This is a genomic window from Nonomuraea sp. NPDC049400, assembly GCF_044466425.1.
Taxonomy (GTDB): Bacteria; Actinomycetota; Actinomycetes; order Streptosporangiales; family Streptosporangiaceae; genus Nonomuraea.
Genome location: NZ_JBITMP010000032.1, coordinates 87,894 through 108,677, shown reverse-complemented (window position 1 = coordinate 108,677; position 20,784 = coordinate 87,894). Strand labels below are relative to the sequence as shown.

22 protein-coding genes are annotated in these 20,784 nt (G+C 71.2%); 6 read left to right on the top strand and 16 right to left on the bottom strand.

From position 1 onward, the window contains the following. Position 1: 1 nt before the first annotated feature. The 5 genes from ACIBVN_RS38655 to ACIBVN_RS38635 all read right to left on the bottom strand — a co-directional run bounded on the left by ACIBVN_RS38655 (position 2) and on the right by ACIBVN_RS38635 (position 5,234). Positions 2–472, bottom strand: a complete 471-nt coding sequence (locus tag ACIBVN_RS38655) for a bifunctional nuclease family protein (RefSeq protein ID WP_090771501.1) — start codon at positions 470–472, stop codon at positions 2–4. Positions 473–605: 133 nt separating this feature from the next. Beyond that, positions 606–1,259 (bottom strand): MerR family transcriptional regulator, encoded by a 654-nt coding sequence (locus ACIBVN_RS38650; protein WP_397145208.1) that lies wholly within the window; start codon positions 1,257–1,259, stop codon positions 606–608. Positions 1,260–1,326: 67 nt separating this feature from the next. Continuing rightward, a complete protein-coding gene (locus ACIBVN_RS38645; RefSeq protein ID WP_397145206.1) occupies positions 1,327–1,839 on the bottom strand; it encodes an FHA domain-containing protein in 513 nt (170 codons plus the stop codon). Between the two features lie 304 nt (positions 1,840–2,143). Next, positions 2,144–4,648 carry a sugar phosphate nucleotidyltransferase gene (locus ACIBVN_RS38640; protein WP_397145204.1) on the bottom strand — a complete coding sequence of 835 codons (2,505 nt, stop codon included), beginning with the start codon at positions 4,646–4,648 and terminating at the stop codon, positions 2,144–2,146. A gap of 4 nt (positions 4,649–4,652) precedes the next feature. Continuing rightward, positions 4,653–5,234, bottom strand: a complete 582-nt coding sequence (locus tag ACIBVN_RS38635; protein WP_397145202.1) for a CDP-alcohol phosphatidyltransferase family protein — start codon at positions 5,232–5,234, stop codon at positions 4,653–4,655. A gap of 253 nt (positions 5,235–5,487) precedes the next feature. Between ACIBVN_RS38635 and ACIBVN_RS38630 the strand changes: the two genes are divergently transcribed. Next, on the top strand, positions 5,488–6,294 hold the full coding sequence (locus ACIBVN_RS38630) for an LLM class flavin-dependent oxidoreductase (protein WP_397145200.1): 807 nt from the start codon (positions 5,488–5,490) through the stop codon (positions 6,292–6,294). 178 nt (positions 6,295–6,472) lie between these two features. On the opposite strand, the gene ACIBVN_RS38625 is transcribed toward ACIBVN_RS38630, so the two are convergent. The 5 genes from ACIBVN_RS38625 to ACIBVN_RS38605 form a co-directional block, all read right to left on the bottom strand. After that, positions 6,473–7,225, bottom strand: coding sequence for a GNAT family N-acetyltransferase (locus ACIBVN_RS38625; protein WP_397145198.1), 753 nt, complete (start codon positions 7,223–7,225; stop codon positions 6,473–6,475). A 58-nt stretch (positions 7,226–7,283) separates the two neighbouring features. Continuing rightward, positions 7,284–7,886: a phosphoribosylanthranilate isomerase gene (locus tag ACIBVN_RS38620; protein WP_397145196.1), complete on the bottom strand. Its 603-nt coding sequence runs from the start codon at positions 7,884–7,886 to the stop codon at positions 7,284–7,286. Positions 7,887–7,890: 4 nt separating this feature from the next. Then, on the bottom strand, positions 7,891–8,301 hold the full coding sequence (locus ACIBVN_RS38615; protein WP_397145194.1) for a hypothetical protein: 411 nt from the start codon (positions 8,299–8,301) through the stop codon (positions 7,891–7,893). Between the two features lie 118 nt (positions 8,302–8,419). Further along, positions 8,420–9,100 (bottom strand): response regulator, encoded by a 681-nt coding sequence (locus tag ACIBVN_RS38610; RefSeq protein WP_397145192.1) that lies wholly within the window; start codon positions 9,098–9,100, stop codon positions 8,420–8,422. Then, positions 9,097–10,689, bottom strand: a complete 1,593-nt coding sequence (locus ACIBVN_RS38605) for a sensor histidine kinase (protein WP_397145190.1) — start codon at positions 10,687–10,689, stop codon at positions 9,097–9,099. The genes ACIBVN_RS38610 and ACIBVN_RS38605 overlap by 4 nt, the downstream gene beginning before the upstream one ends. 130 nt (positions 10,690–10,819) lie before the next feature. On the opposite strand from ACIBVN_RS38605, the gene ACIBVN_RS38600 reads away from it, so the two are divergent. Further along, positions 10,820–11,410, top strand: coding sequence for a class I SAM-dependent methyltransferase (locus ACIBVN_RS38600; RefSeq protein WP_397145188.1), 591 nt, complete (start codon positions 10,820–10,822; stop codon positions 11,408–11,410). A 197-nt stretch (positions 11,411–11,607) separates the two neighbouring features. On the opposite strand, the gene ACIBVN_RS38595 is transcribed toward ACIBVN_RS38600, so the two are convergent. From ACIBVN_RS38595 to ACIBVN_RS38580, 4 genes are all read right to left on the bottom strand, one after another. Next, a complete protein-coding gene (locus ACIBVN_RS38595) occupies positions 11,608–12,387 on the bottom strand; it encodes an enoyl-CoA hydratase/isomerase family protein (RefSeq protein WP_397145186.1) in 780 nt (259 codons plus the stop codon). 16 nt (positions 12,388–12,403) lie between these two features. Next, positions 12,404–13,318: an alpha/beta hydrolase gene (locus ACIBVN_RS38590; protein WP_397145184.1), complete on the bottom strand. Its 915-nt coding sequence runs from the start codon at positions 13,316–13,318 to the stop codon at positions 12,404–12,406. A gap of 9 nt (positions 13,319–13,327) precedes the next feature. Then, on the bottom strand, positions 13,328–14,014 hold the full coding sequence (locus tag ACIBVN_RS38585) for a gamma-glutamyl-gamma-aminobutyrate hydrolase family protein (RefSeq protein WP_397145182.1): 687 nt from the start codon (positions 14,012–14,014) through the stop codon (positions 13,328–13,330). A gap of 187 nt (positions 14,015–14,201) precedes the next feature. Further along, entirely contained in the window at positions 14,202–14,498 is a 297-nt protein-coding gene (locus ACIBVN_RS38580) for a hypothetical protein (RefSeq protein ID WP_397145180.1), read from the bottom strand. A 414-nt stretch (positions 14,499–14,912) separates the two neighbouring features. Here ACIBVN_RS38580 and ACIBVN_RS38575 point away from each other — a divergent pair, with 414 nt between their 5' ends. After that, positions 14,913–16,031, top strand: a complete 1,119-nt coding sequence (locus tag ACIBVN_RS38575) for a globin domain-containing protein (RefSeq protein WP_397145178.1) — start codon at positions 14,913–14,915, stop codon at positions 16,029–16,031. Between the two features lie 66 nt (positions 16,032–16,097). Next, positions 16,098–17,537, top strand: coding sequence for a sialidase family protein (locus ACIBVN_RS38570; RefSeq protein ID WP_397145176.1), 1,440 nt, complete (start codon positions 16,098–16,100; stop codon positions 17,535–17,537). Here the strand turns inward: ACIBVN_RS38570 and ACIBVN_RS38565 are convergent. Beyond that, complete coding sequence (locus tag ACIBVN_RS38565) at positions 17,534–18,343, bottom strand: helix-turn-helix domain-containing protein (protein ID WP_397145174.1); 810 nt, start codon at positions 18,341–18,343, stop codon at positions 17,534–17,536. The genes ACIBVN_RS38570 and ACIBVN_RS38565 overlap by 4 nt on opposite strands. A gap of 140 nt (positions 18,344–18,483) precedes the next feature. On the opposite strand from ACIBVN_RS38565, the gene ACIBVN_RS38560 reads away from it, so the two are divergent. Together ACIBVN_RS38560 and ACIBVN_RS38555 are read left to right on the top strand one after the other, a co-directional pair. Then, the gene (locus ACIBVN_RS38560; RefSeq protein WP_397145173.1) at positions 18,484–19,563 is read left to right on the top strand and encodes a WD40/YVTN/BNR-like repeat-containing protein; all 1,080 of its coding nucleotides are present in this window, start codon (positions 18,484–18,486) and stop codon (positions 19,561–19,563) included. A gap of 12 nt (positions 19,564–19,575) precedes the next feature. Next, positions 19,576–19,866, top strand: coding sequence for a hypothetical protein (locus ACIBVN_RS38555; RefSeq protein ID WP_397145171.1), 291 nt, complete (start codon positions 19,576–19,578; stop codon positions 19,864–19,866). On the opposite strand, the gene thyX is transcribed toward ACIBVN_RS38555, so the two are convergent. Beyond that, entirely contained in the window at positions 19,863–20,645 is a 783-nt protein-coding gene (gene thyX / locus ACIBVN_RS38550; protein ID WP_397145169.1) for an FAD-dependent thymidylate synthase, read from the bottom strand. The two genes, ACIBVN_RS38555 and thyX, sit on opposite strands and share 4 nt — an antisense overlap. Positions 20,646–20,784: the final 139 nt, after the last annotated feature.

The following is a 20,784-nucleotide window of genomic DNA, read 5'->3' as shown; positions in this document are numbered from 1 at the left end:
CCTACCCCGCCCTGCCGAAGTCCTCGGGAGTGATCGTGTCAAGGAACTCCCTGAACTTCTCCACCTCGTCCTCCTGGTCGTCCGGGATGATCACCCCGGCCTCCTGGACGACCTCCTCGCTGGCGAAGATGCGCGCTCCCGTGCGCAGGGCGAGCGCGATCGAGTCGGACGGACGCGCGCTCACCTCCACGCCGTTGGAGAACACCAGGTCGGCGAAGAAGATGCCGTCGCGCAGGGCGACGATGTTGACCGCTCGCAGGCCTACGCCCAGAGCGCTCAGCACGTCTCGGAAGAGGTCGTGGGTGAGCGGCCGCGGCGGGGGCTCCTCCGCTTGGGCCAGGGCGATGGCGGTCGCCTCGGTCATGCCAATCCATATAGGAAGGAACCGCTCCCCGTGTGCCTCCTTGAGCAAGACGATCGGCTGATTTGTGGGCATTTCTACTCGAACGCCCACGACCTCCATCTGCAACACGGGCTGCTCCGTATTCCTGACCGGTCACCCGGCACAGTTATTTGGCTCGTCGCTTCTGCTGACTGGCTACTGCAATTCAACGTAACACCCGGCGGGCATGGAACGCGCCTCAGCCTCCCAGCTCGACAGGGTCTCAGTGCCCCAGGACAGACCGGATCCCCGACCGCACAAGGGATGCGTGCAAATCGAGCAACAGTGTGGAAAGCTCCCTCGCGACCTCATCGGCCTCCCCGATGGCGCCGGGAGCCCGCCGTTTGAGTATGGGTGCGACGGTCTGCTCGACCAGGCCGCACTCGCGCTCGGCGGCCGCCTTGACCGCGCGCAGGTGGCGGGCGCGCAGACCGAAGCGGGCCAGGGCGCCGACGCTGCGGGCCACGTTGAGCGCCTCCTCGTCGTAGCGCCTGGCCACCGGGGCGAGCAGCCCGTAGTCCTCCAGCTCGGTGAGCGTCTCCTCGTCGATCTCCGCCGCCTCGAGCAGCTCGGCCCGGCTGAGCCGGACCTCCTGCTTTTCCTGAACGGCGCGCGGGCGGCCGAAGCTCTCCGCCATCCTGTCCTTGATCACCCGCAGCGGCAGGTAGTGGTCGCGCTGTTCGGTCAGGATGAAGCGCAGCTGCTCCACGTGCAGGTGGGTGAACTTGCGGTAGCCCGACGGGCTGCGCTCGGGCTCGATCAGTCCTTCACCCTCCAAGAACCGGATCTTGGAGATCGTCACATCGGGGAACTCGCCGCGCAGCAGCGCGAGCACCTCCCCGATGCTCATGTGCGAGCGGGCCGCCTGTGCGCTCATGCGGCCTCCCTCGGCGGCCCCATGCGCTCGCATGAGGCTGTGCTTGTCGGTCGCTCGCTTCGTTCGCTCATGCGCCGGTGTTGGTCCGCATCAGGAAGACGAGGCGGAACTTGCCGATCTGCACCTCGTCTCCGGAGTGCAGGGGGACCTGCTCGATGCGCTCCCTGTTGACGTAGGTGCCGTTCAGGCTGCCCACGTCGCGCACGGAGAACTGGCCGCCGGTGTGCCGGTAGAACTCGACGTGGCGGCGGGAGACCGTGATGTCGTCGAGGAAGATGTCGCTCTCCGGATGGCGCCCGGTCGTGGTGAGATCCTTGTCCAGCCGGAAACGACTCCCCTGGTTGGGGCCCCTGGTCACCGTCAGCAACGCCGTGCCGGGCGGCAACTGCTCCACGATCGCCCGCTCGGCCAGGAGCATGTCGCCTGTCTCAGCCTCGTACGCCTCGATTCCCGCGATGGAGATCGTAGATGTGGTGTCCCCGGAGACCTCGTGTCTGGTCAGCGGTGACCCACAACGGGAACAGAAACGGGCATCCTCGGGGTTGGCGTGCCCGCACTGCGTGCAGTAGACGCTCGGCATCGATCGGCTCGGCCTCCTACCGCGAAGACGCGGCGACGGTGCTCATGGGCGCGCCTCGCTTCGCTTTTTCAAGTTTGCGAATGCCGCAACATACGCTGATCAGCGGCAAAGGTCAAGGCGGGGCACTGGACTGTTGGTTTGGACGCAGACAAAGTTACCGCCGCCCCGCCCCGTGGTCCATGCCGCCGCGCGTTTCTACATTACGATCTTGCGGCACTGTCCGCGCACAATGTAAGCGCCGTTCCGGGTTCCCTGTGACGCAACTGTCATCCAAGTGGCCTCCGTAACCGTCTGTGGGTGCTGGTCAACCGGCGGCCTGCTCGACGGTGCGGGCCCACCGCTCGAGCAAGGCTTGAGCGCTGTCCATGTCGTTCGCCTCGGCCCACAGGTCGGTGACGGGCTCGGCGGCGGCGGGCAGCACCAGCACCCAGCTCCCGTCGTCGTGGGCCACCCGCACGCCGTCGGTGGTGTCGATCCGCCGGCTCTCGTGCTCCGCCTCGGCCGCCTCGATGACCGAGCGCATGACGGCGCCCTTGGCCGCCCACGGCGTGGGCACGGTCCGCTTGAGCATCTTCACCTCGGGGATCCTGGCGTCGATCTGGCTGAGCGACAGGCGGGTGCGGGCCACCAGGCCGAGCATGCGCATGAACGCGGCCAGCCCGTCGATGGCCGGGCTGAACTCCGGCACGACGAAGCCGCCGCGCCCGTCCGCGGCGAAGATCATGTCGGGGCCGGCGGCGGCCGAGGTGAGGGCGTCGAGCGCGGTGGAGGTCCACTGCACCTGCACGCCGTGGAAGCGGCAGACCTGCTCGGCCACCCTGGTCGTGGTGACCGGCAGCGCCACCTGACCGCCCCTGCGCTCGGCCGCGACGAGGTCGAGCACGACGAGCAGGGCGCGTTCCTCGTTGATGAGGTGGCCCATCTCGTCCACCAGGGCGATGCGCTCCCCCACCGGGTCGAACCGGACGCCGAACGCCGCCCGCGACGAGCTGACCAGCTCCGACAGGCGTTGCAGGTCGCGGCGGCGCTCGGCCAGCGTCTCGGTGGGCGAGACGTCGTCCAGGCGGGCGTTGACGGTGAGCACCTCGACGCCGACCCGGCCGAGCAGCGTGGGCAGCACCAGCGAGGACGTGCCGCCCGCGCAGTCCACGACGACCTTCATGTCCCTGACGTCGCCCACGTCGACGTGGCGCAGCAGCTCGTGGGTGTAGTCCTCGACGGCCCTGGCCGGGTAGGCGAGCGAGGCGATCTCGCCGGGAAAGGCGCGGCGGAACTCCTGGCGGGAGACGACCCGCTCCAGCTTGCGCTGCGCGGCCGGCGGCAGGTCGGCGCCGCGGCCATCCATGATCACGATGTCCACGCTCTGCGGGTCGCCCGGCGTGGTGCGCAGCGCGATGCCGCCCGCGACCGACTCACGCGCCGTGTGGAAGCGGGCGACGGGCAGCGGGGCGGCCTCTAGGTCCAACACGTTGATCGCGCCCGCGGTGAGCGCGCCGATGACGGCCCTCTTGAGCGCCCTGGCGGCCAGGGAACAGTCGCGGGAGGTGACGACGTACTCGCCCTTCTTGAGGGTGGTGGCGTACGCGCTGGCCAGGCGGACGCAGAGCTCGGCGGTGATCTCGACGTTGACCAGGCCGCTGACCCCTCTGGGGCCGAACAGGTTGCGCTGGCCGCGCGACTCCCAGATGACGCTCGTGTTGACGACCGCGCCGGCCTCGATGGTCTTGAACGGGTAGACCCTGACGCCGCTGGAGACGTACGCCTCGGGCTCGATGACGCATTCGTCGCCGATGACGGCGTTCTCCTCGATGCGGGCGCCCGCCATGATGTCGGTGCTCTTGCCGATGACGCAGCCGCGCAGGTGGGCGGCGGGGCCGAGGTAGACGTTGTCGTGGACCACCGCGCGGTGCAGGAAGGCGCCCTCGCGGACCACGACGTTGTTGCCGAGCACGGTGTACTCGCGCAGCTCGGCGCCGACCTCGACCTTGGCGTAGTCGCCGATGAGCAGCGGGCCCTTGAGCACGGCGTCGGGGTCCACGGAGGCCGAGTCGGCGACCCAGACGCCCGGTGAGAGCTCGAAGCCGCCGATGTCCACGTTGACCTTGCCCGACAGGGCGTCGGCCTGGGCCTTGAGATAGCTGTCGTGGGTGCCTATGTCCTCCCAGTAGCCGTCGGCCACATAGCCGTAGATCGCGGCGCCGCGGTCGAGGAGGGCGGGGAAGACGTCGGAGGACCAGTCGACGGGCTCGCCCGGGGCCACCGCGTCGAGGACCTCGGGCTCCATGACGTAGATGCCGGTGTTCACGGTGTCGGAGAAGACCTGGCCCCAGGTGGGCTTCTCGAGGAAGCGCTGAACGCGTCCCTCGTCGTCCACGATGATGATCCCGAACTCGAGGGGGTTCGGCACGCGCTTCAGGCCGATTGTCACAAGGGCCGAATTTTCGCGATGAAATCGGATCATGTCCGATAAATCGATATCTGTCAGGGCATCGCCGGAGATGACCAAGAATCGGTCGTCGCGGAGGCGATCCGCGGCGTTCTTGACGCTGCCCGCGGTGCCGAGGGGCACGTCCTCGGTGGCGTACTCGAGGCTCATGCCCAGCTCGTCGCCGTCGCCGAAGTAGTTGCGCACGAGGGCGGCCAGGAACTGGAGCGTGACCACCGTCTCGGTGACGCCGTGCCGCTTGAGCAGGCGCAGCACGTGCTCCATGATCGGGCGGTTGGCCACGGGCAGCAGCGGCTTGGGCTGGTTGGCGGTCATGGGACGCAGCCGCGTGCCCTCTCCCCCTGCCATGACGACCGCCTTCACCCGATCACTCCTTTTTGGCCGCGGCTACGAGTTGGAGCACCTGCACCACGTACAACACGCCTGCCCACCAGTACAGGCCCGTTCCCCATAGCGCGAACGCCCACCCGACAATTCGGGCTATATCGGCATACCACCCCGTGTGGGAGGCAAGGAAGAGGAGAGGGAAAGCGTACATGAGGTTGAACATGGCGGCCTTGCCCAGGAAATGCACCTGAAGTGCCTTGTAGCCATGTTTGCGAAGTACTGGGATGAAACTTCCGACGAAGAGTTCACGGCCCAGGATGACCGCGACCAGCCACCACGGGATGACGTCACGTAGCAGCAGGCCGGCGATGGTGGCGAAGACGTAGAGCTTGTCGGCCGCCGGGTCGATGATCCGGCCGAGCTTGCTGGTCTGGTTGAACGCCCGTGCGATCTTCCCGTCGAGCCAGTCGGTGAACCCGGCCACCGCGAGGATCCCGATGGCCCACCCGTCCGCCTTGGGTCCGAGAACCAGCCAGAGGAACACGGGGACGCCCAGGAGGCGCAGGAAGCTCAGGAGGTTGGGAACCGTCCAGATTCGGTCCTCGGCGGAAGTTTCGCTCACGCAGCAGACCCTACTGCGTGGAACTCCAACACAGCGGCCCCACCTTGAGCGCTTACAACGCCACCGAGCGACGCTGCCATCCAGTGCTTATGGGGCCGTAGCGGGACGCCGCACCCCACAGCTCCGGAGCGAGGCCGCACGCCCCCTGCTCAGCGCTCGACGCACGGCCCACGGACAGCGCCTCCGCGAGGCCCGCGGCGTACGCGCGGCGGCCCCCCGGGAACTGTCGGTGCCGGGTGCTTGAGTGGGAGCCATGCGTCATGGCATCGACGTCGCGATCCTCGGTGACCTCGCGGAGCCGGCACGCCTGGTCACCCTCGCCCGTGAGGCCGAGGCCGCCGGGTGGGACGCCGTGCTGGTGTGGGACCATCTGGCCTTCGCGTGGGGCATACCGTCGGCCGACCCGTGGGTGGCGCTGGCCGCCGCGGCGCACGCGACCTCGCGCATCAGGCTGGGCACGGCGGTGACGGCCGTGGCCCGGCACCGCCCGGAGAGGCTGGCCCAGACTGTGGCGACGCTCGACAGGCTGAGCGGCGGCCGCGCGATCCTGGGCGCCGGGCTGGGCGGCGTGACGGAGGAGTTCACCGCCTTCGGCTCAGCGCGTCCCGGCGGGGCCGTGCTCGACGAGGCGCTTGACGTGATGACCTCGCTCTGGTCCGGCGACGAGGTGCACCACCGGGGCGCGCACTACACCGTCGACGGGGTGCGGCTCGCGCCGCTGCCCCTCCAGCGGCCCCGGGTCCCGGTGTGGGTCGGCGGCACGGCTCCGGGCGCGCTTCGGCGCGCCGCCCGCTGGGACGGCTGGGTCGTCGCCGGCGACGACCAGGAGGGCCGCATGACGCTGTCGCCCGACTCCCTGGCCGCTCAGGTCGGCGAGCTGCGCCGGCACCGGGCTACGACGGGTGACCTCGACGTGGCGGTCATCGGGGTGAGCGAGCCCGGCTCTTCGGTGCGGGCCTACGCCGAGGCGGGCGCCACGTGGTGGCTGGAGCACCTCCACGGCTACCGGGGGTCGGTGGAAAAGCTGCTGCAGCGCGTCAAGGCGGGCCCGCCGGCGTGAAGCACCTGCGGTAAGGGCGTGACTCACGACTACTCAGGCGGCTTCCCCGCCGGAGCGGCGCAGCCCAGGTAGAGGTCCCTGCAAGCGGCCATGAACGCCTCGATCGTCTGGGCAGGTCGGGGTCAGACGGGGAGCCGACCCGCTCAGGCCGCGAAGGGGAGCGCCGGGGGGGTCGTGGTCAGGTGCGGAGGAAGGCGTGGGTGCGGCCCAGCTCCACGAAGCCGAGCTTGGCGTAGAAGTCCTTGGGCCAGTCGGCCGCGTCCGCCACCAGGAAGACCAGCTCGGCCTCCGCCACCTGTGCGAGCAGCGCCGACATCAGGGCACGCGCATGCCCCTTGCCCCGGTGCCCCTCGCCGGTGAAGACGCTCTCGATCTGGGCGACGCCTCCGTGCACGTACAGGTCGGCCCTGGCGGCGATCTCGCCGTCAGGAGCGCGCACCCCCCAGAAGCTCACCGCGTCGGCGCCGCGCAGCCGGACCTCCACCCGCCGGGTGAGCCGGTCGAGCACCTCCTCCGGCGCCGCGGGCAGCGTCGCGCGCCAGTCGCGCCACACCACGGGCAGCAGCTCCGCCAGGGAGAGCCGCTCGGCCGCGGGCGGGCTGAGCGGGCCGGGCGGGAGCGGGCCGTGGAAGGCCATGATCAGGTTGGTCTCCTGCTCGTAGCCCGCGGCGGCGAACGCGGGCGCGAGCGCGGTCCCGAGCCGGTCGTCGTCCACGCACACCAGCCGGTGGTCCCGCTCGGCGAGCACCTCGTCCGCCGCCCGCAGCAGCCCCTCGGCCGCCTCCGGCGCCCCATCGGACGGCCCGGGGCCGACGATCAGCTTGTTGTCGTCGTACGAGCCGGGAAAACGATCGTCCAGCACCGCGAACCCGCCGGGCACCGCCACGACCCTGGGCGCCTTGCGGCGGGCGAAGGCGTGCTGGAAGCCCACCGCGCGGGCCAGGTCACCTGCCGCCGAGGCCCCCGAGGCCGCCCGGTCCAGCGTGGGATCAGCCGACAGCGCGGACCTCCCGCAGGAACTCCCGGATGAGGGCCGAGTCCTTCACCCCGGGCGAGGTCTCGACGCCGCTGGACACGTCGACCCCCCACGGGCCGGCGGCCGCGATCGCCTCCGTCACGTTGGCGGGCGTGAGGCCCCCCGCAAGCAGCCACTGGCCGGTGGGCCGGCCGCGGACCGCGGCCCAGTCCCACGGCTGCCCGGAGCCGGCGTGCGGCGCGTCCACGAGGAGCAGGTCCTCGTCGAAGGCCCCGCACCGCAGGTCGGCCTCCGCGTCGACGGCCCTGATCAGCCGGAGGCCGAGGTCCTTGAGCGCGGTGAAGTCGCCGTGCGGGTGCCTGCCGTGCAGCTGGATGGCCCGCACCCCGGACGCCAGCGCCGCCGCCCGAACCGTGTCCGGGTCCTCCCCGCGGAACACCCCGACGGTCAGGACGTGGCCGGGCACCGCCGCGGCCAGCTCCGCCGCCCGCTCGGGCGTGATCCTGCGCGGGCTCCGGGTCATGACGAACCCGATCGCGTCCGCGCCCGCCTCGACGGCGGTGGCCACGTGCTCGGGCTCGCTCAACCCGCAGATCTTCACATACACCACACCCATGACCTTAGCGGCGGCGGGCGGCCGCCGGTGACCATGCCCAGATGAGCACGGCCACGATCAGCCCGAACAGGAGCACCCCGTTGGGCAGGTGCGCCCCCAGCCACAGCCAGGTGAAGTGCTGGGCGAGCCCCACGACGAACAGCGCGACGCTGGCCAGCGCGGGCCAGCCCGCCCCGCGCCCGGGACGCCAGACGAGCACGGCCAGGACAATCTGGACGAGGGCCACGAGGTGGACGACCATGCCCGCCATCACGTGGGTCTCGGCCATGGAGGCGGACTCCACGGCCTGGCCGGCGAACGAGGCGGCCACGAGCAGCGCGGCGGCCTGGGCGGTGACGACGACGCGCAGGCTGTAGAGGAGGCCCGGGGAGAGCCGGGCGGCCGTCCTGGGGGGCTGGAGCATGGTTTCCGGCATGGTGATCAGAGGTCCTTTCCTGAAAGGCAGGGAGTCGGAGGACCAATGTTCGGGCCGCGGGCCGCGGGTGGTCGTCAGCCTGCCGGGTGATCGCCCGTCCGCCACCCGGTGGACCCGCTCAGGAGGGCGGGCGCGGCTGGCGTACCGGACGGAAGGAGGCGTCGACCAGGCCCGTACGGTGGGCCACGACCGCGGCCTGGATGCGGTTGCGCAGCCCCAGCTTGTCCATGGCCGCCGCGACGTGGGTCTTGACCGTCGTCACCCCCACGTGCAGCTCCTCCGCGATCTCCGCGTTGGACAGCCCGGTGCCGACCAGGGCGAGCACCTCGAGCTCGCGTTCGGTCAGCCCGGCGGGCGGGGGCGCGGCGGCCTGCTCCTCGGCGGACAGGAAGCGCTCCACGACCCGCCGCAGCACCGACGGCGCCAGGAGCTGCTCGCCCGTGGCCGCCCGGCGCACGGCGTCCACCATACGTTCAGGTTCGTCGTCCTTGACCAGGAAACCGACCGCGCCGGCCCGCAGCGCGGCGTAGATGTTGGCGTCCTCGGCGAACGTCGTCAGCACCACGATCCGGGTGCCCGGCCGGGCGGCGAGCACCCGCTTGATCGCCTCCAGCCCGTCCACCCTGGGCATGCGCAGGTCCATGAGGATCACGTCGGGCAGGTGGCGCTCGGCCAGGCGCACCGCCTCGGCGCCGTCCTCGGCCTCGCCGACGACCTCCATGCCGCCCGCGGCCTGCAGCAGCATCCGCACGCCCGCCCGTACGAGCGCCTGGTCGTCGGCCACCAGCACGCGGATCACGCGGCGCTCCTCGACGGGAGGCTGGCCGCCAGCAGCCAGCCGCCCTCGCCGTCCGGCCCGGCGGTGAGGGTGCCGCCGAGGGCGCGGACGCGTTCGCGCATGCCGGCCAGGCCGCGCCCGGACGAGGGCAGGCGTTCGACGGCGCTGGCCGGGCGGCCGTTGCGGATCTCCACCGACAGCCCCTCCTCCGAGGGGGTGACGGCGACGCGGACCCGGGTGCCGGGGCCGGCGTGTTTGAGCACGTTGGTGAGTCCTTCCTGGACGATGCGGGCGGCGGAGGCCCGGGCGATGAGCGGAGCCCCGTCGGTGGCGGGGTCGAGGTCGAGGTCCACGACCAGCCCGGCGGCGGCCATGCGCTCGGCGGACTCGCGGACCACGTCGGAGGGGTTGGCGAGCAGATCGGGCTGGCGTTCGGGGTCGCGCAGCAGGTCGAGCAGGTCGCGCAGGTCCTGCAGCACCTGGTGGCCGGTCTCGCGGATGTCGGTGAGCGCGTCGGCGACGGGGCCTTCTGGGGCGGTGTAGCGGGCGGCGCCGGCCCGCAGCACCATCGCCCCCACGTGGTGGGCCACGATGTCGTGCACGTCGCGGGCGATGCGCTCGCGCTCGGCGAGCTGGTCGGCGCGCACCTGGGCGACGGCCGCCCGGGCGGACTCCTCGGCGCGCAGCCGCTCGGCGGCCGCCGCCGCCTGGCGCATGCCGAGGTAGCGGCCGATCGCGACAGGCGTGGCCACCAGCGTCATGAGAGTTCCGACGCGGAACACGGTGATCTCGGTGACCGGGCCGACGACGGCGATCGCGGTCAGCATGCAGCCCACCAAGTACGCGACCACCGTCCACGCCCAGGAGCTCACCCGCATCGTGAACACGCCGAGTGCGATCAGCGTGAGGGTCACGCAGGTGGTGACGGCGTCGTTCAGGTAGGTGTCGGTGGTGACGAGCAGGACGCCCTGCGCGAGGAACACCAGCCCGGGCAGCCGCCTGGCGATGCCCAGCGACAGGCCACCGACCACGGCGAGCAGCCCGACCAGCCAGACGGGCTGGGAGCCCGTGTGCCAGCTGGTCCAGGTGCTGAGCACGGTGATCGCCACCCCGCCGGCCGCCAGCAGCGCGTCGGGCGTGACGTCCCGCTCCTCCAGCCGCCCCGCGGAGCTGCGCAGGTATGCCCCGAGCAGGGCGGGGAAGACCGGCAGGAAGACCGAGTACACCCAGCTGTTCGTCGTGAGCGCGATGCCGGGATCGGCCATGTTGGCCGCGGTCGCCGCGATCGTGGCGACCACCGCGACCGTGACGGCCCGCCACTCGGAGCGGTATCCCGCCACCCCGAGCGCGACGCAGACGAGGATCTGCACCGTGTTGGAGGTGAACGACCCGAGCTGGTCGGTCACGACCAGGAACCCGGCCAGGTAGAGCACGACCGGCACCGGCCGGCGCCGGACGAACCCCATGGGCACGCCCGCCAGCAGCGCCATCGGGATGTTCATCTCGGCGGGCAGGAACTCGGTGTCGCCCGCGTGTGCCGTCGTCAACAGATCCAGGCCCACGCCCGAGGCCGCGAGCAGCACATCCAGCGGCCAACCACGCCAACGCATGTCCCACACGGTATCGGGCCAGCCTGACGGGCTGATCCTCCGCTCGGAGGACCCCGCCTCCTCCATCTGGCCGCAGGTCCGCCCCGACGAGGGAGCGCCCGGGAGTGATCTCACCCCTAGGTTTCCGGACATGCCCAACGACACCACACTTTTTCTCGGCCAGTTCCTGCGTACCCCCGCCACGATCGGAGCCGTCGCGCCCAGCTCGCGGCAGCTCGCCGCGGCCGTCTGCGCGCCCATCCCCGAGCGCGGCGAGCCTACGGTGGTGGAGCTCGGCCCCGGCACCGGCCCGTTCACGGCGGAGATCCAGCAGCGGCTGGGCGGGCGCGGCCACCACCTGGCCGTGGAGGTCAACGAGCCGATGGCGCGGCTGCTGGCGGCCCGCTTCCCGGCCGTGGACGTGGTGCACGCCGACGCGGCCCGGCTGGGCGAGCTGCTCGCCGAACGCGGGCTGTGGCAGGCGGACGTGGTGGTGAGCGGGCTGCCGTGGGCGGCGTTCCCGCAGAGGTTGCAGCATTCCTTGCTGGACGCGGTGACGTCGGCGATGAGCCCGGGGGCGGCGTTCACGACGTTCTCCTACATTCACGCCATCCCGCTGAGCTCGGCCCGGCGTTTCCGCGCGCTGCTGGCCGAGCGGTTCGAGGAGGTCGTGCCGGGGCGTACGGTCTGGCGCAACACTCCTCCGGCCTTCGTCTTCCATGCGCGCAGGCCCCGGACTTAAGGTGAGGGGAGGCGGCCATGGTGCGCAGGCCGGGGTGAGCCTCTGCCTCGTCCCCGGAGCAACGTTCTCGGCCTCGGTGAACAGGCCCTCGACATCCGCGCGACCCAGGCCGCCCCGTCCTCCTCCCGCTACCCGAGGCCCGGGGAAGCACACCCGCCGCTCAGCCGAGGCCGCTTCTCCCGCACCGCCCTCGCCGCTCAGCCGAACGACGGAGGCCGCTTCTCCCGCACCGCGCGCACGCCTTCGGTCACGTCGGGGCCGGTGAAGCCGAGGAACTCCATGGCCAGGGAGGCGTCGAAGGCGGGACCGGCCAGGCGCAGCCAGTTGTTGAGCGAGTATTTGGTCAGCCTGATCGCCTCCTGGGCGCCGGAGGCGAGCCTGACCGCGATCTCCATGGCCTTGTCGTGCACCTGGTCGTCGTCCACGCACAGGCTGACCAGGCCCATCCGCTCGGCCTGCTCGCCCGTGACGGGCTCGCACAGCAGCAGGTGGTATTTCGCCTTGGCCAGGCCGCACAGCAGCGGCCACACGATCGCCGCGTGGTCGCCCGCCGCGACGCCGAGCCTGGTGTGCCCGTCGATGATCCGCGCGGTGCGGCCCGCGACGGAGATGTCGGCCAGCAGCGCCACCGCCAGCCCGGCTCCGACCGCCGGGCCCTGGATGGCCGAGACGATCGGCTTGGAACAGTTGAGCACGTTGTAGACGATGTCGCGGGCCTCGGCGAACACGCGCAGCCTGGTGGCGTGGTCGCGGGTCATCTCCTCGATCATGGACAGGTCGCCGCCCGCGGAGAACGCCTGGCCCTCGCCCCTGACGACCACGGCCCTGACGCCCTCGTCCCGGTCGGCATCGCGCCAGATCTCGCCCAGCTCGCGGTGGGCGGTCGCGTCCACGGCGTTGAGCCTGGACGGCTCGCTGATCGTGACCCGGAGCACGCCGTCGGCCGGGGTGTCGATCTTGAGCTTGGTGTACGTCAAAAGGACTCCCCCAGCGTCAAAACGACTCCCGCAGCCGGTCGGCGACGTACTCGCGGGCCTCGATGGCCTGGTCGAACAGGCCCGGCAGGACGAAGAAGCCGTGCACCGCGCCGTCGAACCTGCGCAGCTCGGCCGGCACGCCCGCGTCCGCCAGGCGGCGGGCGTACCGCTCGCCCTCGTCCCTGAGCACGTCGCATTCGGCGGTCACGACCGTCGCGGGCGCGAGGCCGGCGACGTCGGGCAGGCGCAGCGGCGACAGCCGCGGGTCCTCCGGGTCGGCGCCGGGCGCGTACTGCCGGGCGAACCACGCCATCTCCTCGGCGTCCAGCCCGAACCCCTCGGCGAACTCGCGGTAGCTCGGCGTGTCCATGCCCACGTCGAGCGTGGGATAGACGAGCGCCTGGTGCGTGAGGGTCAGCCTGGCGTCGCGGGCCTGCCAGGCGACGACGGCCGCGAGGTTGCCGCCCGCGCTGTCGCCGACGACGGCCACGCCGCCGTTGCTCTGGTAGAAGGCGGGGCGGGCGAAGATGTCGCGCACCACCGTCCAGGCGTCCTCGGCGGCGGCCGGGAACGGGTGCTCCGGGGCCAGCCGGTAGTCGACGGACACCACCACGGCGCCGGTGCGGATGGCCAGGTCGCGCCCGGTCGCGTCGTTGCGTTTGACGCTGCCGAAGACCCAGCCGCCGCCGTGGAAGTAGACCACCACCGGCAGCGGGCCGTCGCCCGGGTCGGCCCGGTAGATCCGGATGGGCACGCCCTCCGCCAGCTCGTCCCGGACGAACGGCAGTTTCGTCGACGCCCCCCGGTGGGCGGCCAGGCCGTCCTGCGCGCGCAGCTCCTGGATCCCGGCCAGGTCGAGGGTGGCCAGATCGGTGTTCAGATCCGACGGGTAGAGGGCGACGTACTCCCGCGCCTGGGGGTGCAGCGGCATGATCGCAGCCTAGCGGGCCGCCTCGATGAACGCATCGAAGAGCCGGGTGTCGCCGTCACGCTCCGGGTGCCATTGGACACCCACGCCGAACCTGTGGCCCTGCAGCTCGATCCCCTCGACGATCTGGTCCTCCGCCCAGGCCACGGCCAGCAGGCCGCTGCCGAGGCGGCGTACGGACTGGTGGTGGGGCGCGGTGACCTCGACCCGCTCGCCCACGGCCTTGCCGAGCTTGCTGGAGACGCTGACCTGGATCGTGTGGCCGGTGTCCGGCTCGCCGTGGCGGTCGTTGTCGAGCACCTCGGGCAGCCAGGGGATCAGCGTGCCGCCCTGGGCGACGTTCAGCACGTGCATGCCCCTGGCGATGGCCAGGATGGGCACGTCGGCCCGGACGGCGGCCCTGGCCAGGGCCAGCTCGAACCGGTCGCGGTGCCGCTGCGGCTCGGGCACGCGCTCGTCGCGCTCGCCGCCGTAGGTGTCCGCGCCGACCTCCGCGCCCCCGGCCAGCACGATGCCTTGGAGGCCGCGTACGTAGTCCTCGATGGCGGGCGTGCCGATCGGCGGCAGCAGCACGGGCGCGCCCCCCGCCCGACCGACCGCCTTGGCGTAGGAGGGAGGCGACAGCACGGCCTCGCGTACGTAGTCACTCCAGCGGGCGGCCTCGAGGTAGGCGGTGATACCGATCAGCGGTCGGGACATGCGATCTCCAGGGGGCATAGGAGCCGCCATCAGCCTGTCGAGGTGACGGCCACATGCCCCATCATGGCGCAGACTCTTTCCGTTATGTCACCTCTCCCAAAGATCTACCACTTCTGTCCCCGTGGAGTGACGCGCCGCCCTCCGGCCAGGGCCTTCGGAGGGCACGACGGGCGTCCACGGGAGAACGTCAGGGGAGGCGGGAGGTCGTCTCGGAGATCATCTGAGTGATGATCGCGGCCGCTGCGGGGCGGGTGTCGAGGAGCTCGTCCAATCGCGCGCGCCACGCGCCCGCCTCCTCGTAGACCGCCTCCGCCTCCGCCTCCGCCTGCAACCGCAACCGCGTCTCGCACAGCTGCAGCTGGTACATGATCCCCAGATAGTGGCCGAGTGTGTCGCTGAGCCACCAGTAGGCGTCCGTGGTGGCGGCGGAGACGAAGATCCGAGCGCCTTCCCAGGCCACCCGCCGGGGATGGAGGACTGCCATGGCCGGATGGTACGCCTGCCGCGACGGGACGGGAATGGAGTCGGCGGCCGGCTCAAGGACGGCGCGCTCCGCTTGCGTCAGCTCCCACGCGCGGCCCCCATGGCGACGGCGACGGCGATGGATGATGCGGGCATGGGCGGTTTCGGGGGCTGGTAGCCGGCCTCGCCATTAAATGTGATATTTATTCGCATTAATCGTCCGAAAATCGAGCACGGAAAATCACCAGACGACTACGGATAGCTCGCTTCCCACCGTATTGGGGGGAAACGGTTGTGGCGGGTCATCGGTGGTGTAAGACTCAATTTCGAGCGCATCGGAGTGCCGGGGAGGGACCGGGCGCTCGAGACCCGGAGCCGTCAAGGAGGTGAACGACACGACCGGAATACCTTTCCGGTCCCTAGGTGGGGTTGGTAAATGTCGTTGAATCCGCGCCTGGTAAAAGAGAGTTTCTCCGTCATCGAACCGCAGGCCGACAAGGCCACGGCCTACTTCTACGGCCGGCTGTTCGCCGAAAGCCCGCACTTGCGCGGCATGTTCCCGCCCGCCATGGACGTACAGCGCGACCGCCTGTTCAGCGCGTTGACCCGGATCGTGTGGAGCCTGGACAGCCCGGACAGCCTCGCGGCCTTCCTGGGCCAGCTGGGCAGGGACCACCGCAAGTACGGCGTGCTCGCCGAGCACTACACCGCGGTCGGCAACGCGCTGCTCGCCACCATCCGCCGCTTCGCGGCCGACGTCTGGAACCACGAGATCGAGGCGGCATGGGTCGCGGCGTACACGGCGGCCGCGGATCTCATGAAGGAGGCGGCCGGCTCCGACTCGGCGGACACGCCCGCCTGGTGGCTGGCCGACGTGATCGACCACGAGCAGCGCCATCGTGACATCGCGGTCCTCACGCTGCGGCCCACGCAGCGGCTGCCGTACACGCCGGGACAGTACGTCAACGTGCAGACCGCGCGCTGGCCGCGCGTCTGGCGCACCTTCTCCATCGCGAACGCGCCGCGCCCCGACAACACGATCAAGCTGCACGTCCGATCGGTCCCCGGCGGCTGGGTGTCCACCACGCTCATCAGGCACACCCGCATCGGCGACACGCTCATGCTGGGCCCGCCGATGGGCACGATGACGCCCTGCGACAGCAGCTCGCGCGACGTGCTGTGCGTGGCGGGCGGCACCGGACTGGCGCCGCTGAAGGCGATCATCGAGCACATCATCGCCTCGGGCCGCCGGCCCAACATCCACCTGCTGTACGGCGCGCGCACGGCCGGCGAGCTGTACGACCTGCCCGACCTGATCAGAATGGAGTCGTCCTTCCCCTGGCTGCGGGTGCTGCCCGTGGTGTCGGACCAGCCCTCGTACGACGGGATGCGGGGCCACCTGCCCGAGGTCACCCAGCGCTTCCACTCCTGGGCCGAGCACGACGTGTACGTGTGCGGCCCGACCGCCATGGTCAACGAGACGGTCCGCCGCCTCCAGATCGACGGCGTGCCCCTGTCGCGCATCCACCGGGACATCATCCAGGCCGAACGCTGACAGATCTTGACAGTTCGGGTCGAAAGGTGAGAGGTGGAGGGTGACACGCCAACGTGGAGGTGGACTGTGCCATCCCCCGCCAGGCGCCGAGGAATCGGCGGGCTGCTGACCATGACGCTCCTCCTCACCCCCGTTCCCGCCCTGGCGTCCGAGGCCGTCCCCCTGACGGAGCTCGGGGCCGACTCGTACGCGAACGCCACCAGCCAGCACGGCACCCAGGCCGGGCCCGACACCTTCCAGTCGGGCACGACCATCGTGGCCGCGCAGCAGGCGGGCCGGTTCTTCGACGGAGGGGCGTCCGGCATCGCGTTCGCGACCTCCACCGACGACGGCGCCACGTGGACCAAGGGCGTGCTGCCCGGGATCACCACGTTCGGCGGCGGGACCTACAACCGGGTCAGCAACCCGTCGGTGGCGTTCGACGCCAGGCACGGCGTCTGGCTGGTCGCCTCCCTGGCGCTCACCGACACGGGCGGGATCACCGGGGCGGCGGTGCTCACCAGCCGCTCCACCGACGGCGGCCTGACGTGGGAGAACCCGGTCACGACCGCCGTCGCGAACGGGGGCGACCTGGACAAGAGCTGGATCGTCTGCGACAACGCCCCGCGCAGCCCGTTCTACGGCCGCTGCTACACGGTGTTCGACGACGCCGCCGCGGGCAACGCGATCAAGGTGTCCCGCTCCTCCGACGGCGGCCTCACCTGGCAGGAGACCGCCACGTCCGCGACCGGTCTCGGCGGGCAGCCGGTCGTGCGGCCCAACGGCGCCGTCGTGGTGCCGTACCTGAGCACGGAGCAGCAGATCCGCTCCATACGCTCCGGCGACGGCGGCGCGAGCTGGGGCGACAGCGTGCTCGTCGCGACCGTGCGGCGGCACACGGTCGCCGGCGGGCTGCGCGCCGCGCCGCTGCCGTCGGCGGAGACCGACGCGCAAGGCACCGTGTACGTCGCCTGGCACGACTGCCGCTTCCAGCTCAGCTGCGGCGGCAACGACATCGTCATGAGCACTTCGGCCACCGGCGAGCAGTGGAGCGACGTCACGCGGATAACGAACGACGGCGGAGACCACTTCATCCCCGGCCTCGGCGTCGACCGCGACAGCTCCGGCGGCACCGCCAGGCTGGCACTCGCCTACTACCGCTACCCGGCCGCCGACTGCACGGCCGCCACCTGCCGCCTCACGGTCGGCTACACCTCCTCCGGCAACGGCGGCGCGAGCTGGTCGCCGCCCGCCGAGCTGTACGGGCCGATGGAGCTCGGCTGGTTCGCCAACACCGCGGACGGCCGCATGGCGGGCGACTACATCTCCACCTCGATCATCCCCGGCGGCAGGGCTTACGTGGCCTTCACGGCCGCGGCCGCCCCCACGGGCGGCGCGCACGACGTGCGCACCTACACCGTCACCGGCGGGCTGCCGATCACCGGCGGCGGCCGCGCCCCGCTCGCGGTCGACGCGCCCGTCGCGGCCGGCGAGCAGTCGCCGGAGCTGCCCGCGACAGCCCGCTAACCCTGCTTGAACCCGTCCTGGAAGGCGGCGGCGGTCTCCTCGTCGTTCGGCCAGAACGTCTCGATGGCCAGCTCGGAGACGGTCACGTCCACCGGCGTGCCGAACGTCGCGATCGTGGTGAACATCGACAACACCCGGTCACCGGCCGCGATCCGCAGCGGGACCAGGATGTCCGCGGGACCGGGCACGTGGGCCACGTTCAGGTCCACCCCCGGATAGGTGTACGCGGCCAGCTCGTCGTGCAGTTCGGCCAGCCGCCCGTCGCCGGACATCTCGGACTGCCTGCGCAGCTGGTGCAGCAGATGGGCGCGGACCTCGGCCAGGTTCAGCAACCGGCCGCCCATCGCCTGCGGGTGCAGCGACAACCGCATCACGTTGATCGGCTCCTTCAGCAGCTCGTCCGGCACCCCCTCCATGAACATCGCGGCCGCCGAGTTGGCCGCCACCAGGTTCCACGTCGCGTCCACCACGACCGCCGGGTACGGCTCGTGCCCGGCCAGGATCTTGTCCAGCGCCCGGCGTACGATCTCGAACTCAGGGCCGCGTACCTCGCGTTCGGGATAGACCGGAGCAAACCCGGCAGCCACCAGCAGCCTGTTGCGGTGCCGCAGCGGCACCTCCAGCTCCTCTGCCAGCTTCATCACCATCTCGCGGCTCGGCCGGGCGCGCCCGGTCTCCAGGAAACTGATGTGGCGGGCCGAAACGTCGGCCTCTATGGACAGGTCCAGCTGGCTCACCCGCCGCTGCTGCCGCCACGAACGCAACAGGTCACCAAAAGACGTCTCATTAATGGCTACGGCTCCCATGCCCGGCACGTTATCGCCTGGAGGGAAGCGTCTCGATTACCCGCCAGGTAATGCGATTCCTGTGGGAGGAAAACTCCCAGTCCTCAGAACCTGTCGGTCCTACGTGGCACGATGGCGGCACGACGAGAAGGAGCGATGCCATGAGTGACGCAATCCTCGCGATCGGCACCCGCAAGGGCCTGTTCCTCGCCCGCTCGACCGGCGGCGGCCCGTTCGAGATCGAGCCGATCCAGTACTCCACGGTCGCGGTGCCCTCGGTGGCGATCGACACCCGCGGCACCACACCCCGGCTCCTGGCCGGCATCGAATACGGTCATTTCGGTCCATCCGTCGTCTACTCGGACGACCTCGGGAAGACCTGGGGCGAGGCGGAGCAGCCGCCCATCGCCTTCCCGGAGAAGACGGAGACGACCCTGACGAAGGTCTGGCAGCTCGCCCCCTCGCCGTCCGAGCCCGGCGTGGTGTGGGCGGGCGTCGAGCCGGGCGCGCTGTTCCGCTCCGAGGACCGCGGCGTCACCTACCGGCTGGTCGAGGGGCTGTGGGAGCACCCGCACCGGCCGCAGTGGCACCCGGGCGGCGGCGGCCTGTGCCTGCACACGATCATCGTGCACCCGAGCGACCCCCAGACCCTGGGCGTCGCGATCTCCACCGGCGGCTTCTACCGCTCCACCGACGGCGGGCTGTCGTGGGAGGCCGCCAACCAGAACATCCGGGCCCCGTTCCTGCCCGAGGGGCAGCAATACCCGGAGTTCGGGCAGTGCGTGCACAAGGTCGCCATGGACCCCTCCCGCCCCGAGCGGCTCTACCTGCAGCACCACTTCGGCGTCTACCGCAGCGACGACTTCGGCGGGAGCTGGCACGACATCGGCGCGGGGCTGCCGTCGGACTTCGGCTTCCCGATCGTGGCGCACCCGTCGCGACCCGGCACGGTCTTCGTGCTGCCGCTGCACGCCGACATGGACCGCACGCCGGTCGATCACCGCTACCGCGTCTTCCGCAGCGACGACGCGGGCCAGTCGTGGCAGCCGTTCGGCACGGGGCTGCCCGAGGGGCCGGTGCACGGGAGCGTGCTGCGTGACGCGATGACCGCGTCGCAGGCGGGGGTGTTCTTCGGCACGCGCGACGGCGAGGTCTACTCCTCGCGCGACGACGGCGAGACCTGGTCGCTGGTCGCCCGCCACCTGCCCGACGTGCTCACGGTGCGCGCGGCGGTGCTCTAGGCGATGGTGACCATGGTGGTTTTCGTGCTCCCGGGCATGCTGCGCCGGTGGGTGAGCGGGAGCACGGAGGTCAAGGTCTTCGCCGTCGCCGCTGACCGCGACTCGCCGCCCACCCTGGGGTCGGCGCTCGACACGCTCCGGCGTACGCATCCGCTGCTGGAGGCGCGGCTGCGCGACGAGTACGGGCGCATCCGCAGGCACATCAGCATGATCGTGTGCGGCGAGAACGCCCGGGGGCTCGGCGGCCTCGACTGCGCCCTGCCCCCGGGCGCGGAGGTCTACGTCACGCCCGCGCTGGCTTAGACCTTGCGCCAGCCGGGGATCCAGGCCCCGTCCTCGACGACGTAGTCGCCGAAGAGGGCGGGGGCCTCCTGGCGCATGAGCTCGCCGATCCGCTGGAACAGCAGGCGGATCTCCTCCTCCGCGCCGGCGGCGGTGCGCGCCTCGATCGTGTGCCGCAGCGTGCGCACGTTCGCGGTCCACACCAGCCCGGTCGCCAGCCCCTCAGGGGCGAACCTGCGCATGAACGAGGTGCGGTGCTTCTTCTCCGCGAACTTCACGCCCTCCTCGTCGAGCCCGAAGTGGTCGGCCATCCACAGCTGGAACTGCTCCAGCTGTTCGAGCATGGCCGTGGCCCGCTTCATCAGCTCCTCGTCCTCGCGTGCCCACTCGGGGAACCAGAACGGCAGCTCGTCCAGGCGGACGAACCTCAGGGACTCCTGCGAGATGGCCACGCCGGGGCGATGCCGCACGAGCTCATGGGTGAGAACACGGCTCACGTTGTGGAGCACGAAGCTGAAGCTGACGTGCTCGAGCACCGAGCCGTGCGCGCTGGCCAGGATGTTGCGCAGGTATTCGTCCTGGTTTTCCCTGATCCGCACGACGTTGGGGTTGAGGCCCGGCTCGAAGGAGCGGTAGCAGAGTCGGCCCGCGAACTCGGCGAGGTTCTGTGCGTCGAGGTCGCCCCTGTCGAGCCGCTCCAGCCAGCTCTCGCCGCCGACCTCCGCGAGATAGCGGGCCAGCTCGTCGTAGTCGAGCGTCGGCCGGGCGACGATGAAGACCTCGGGTTCGACAGTACGCATGGGAGCCCCCGCTCGGTTGGTTGGGTGGTTGTGCCTGCCCAAGCAAACCAGGTCAGGCGGCTTGACGCGAGTCGGCCCCCTCCCAGGGCCGCCACCATTGCGGCCCCCTCCACCCCAGCCCGTCGACTTGCGGCTGCGC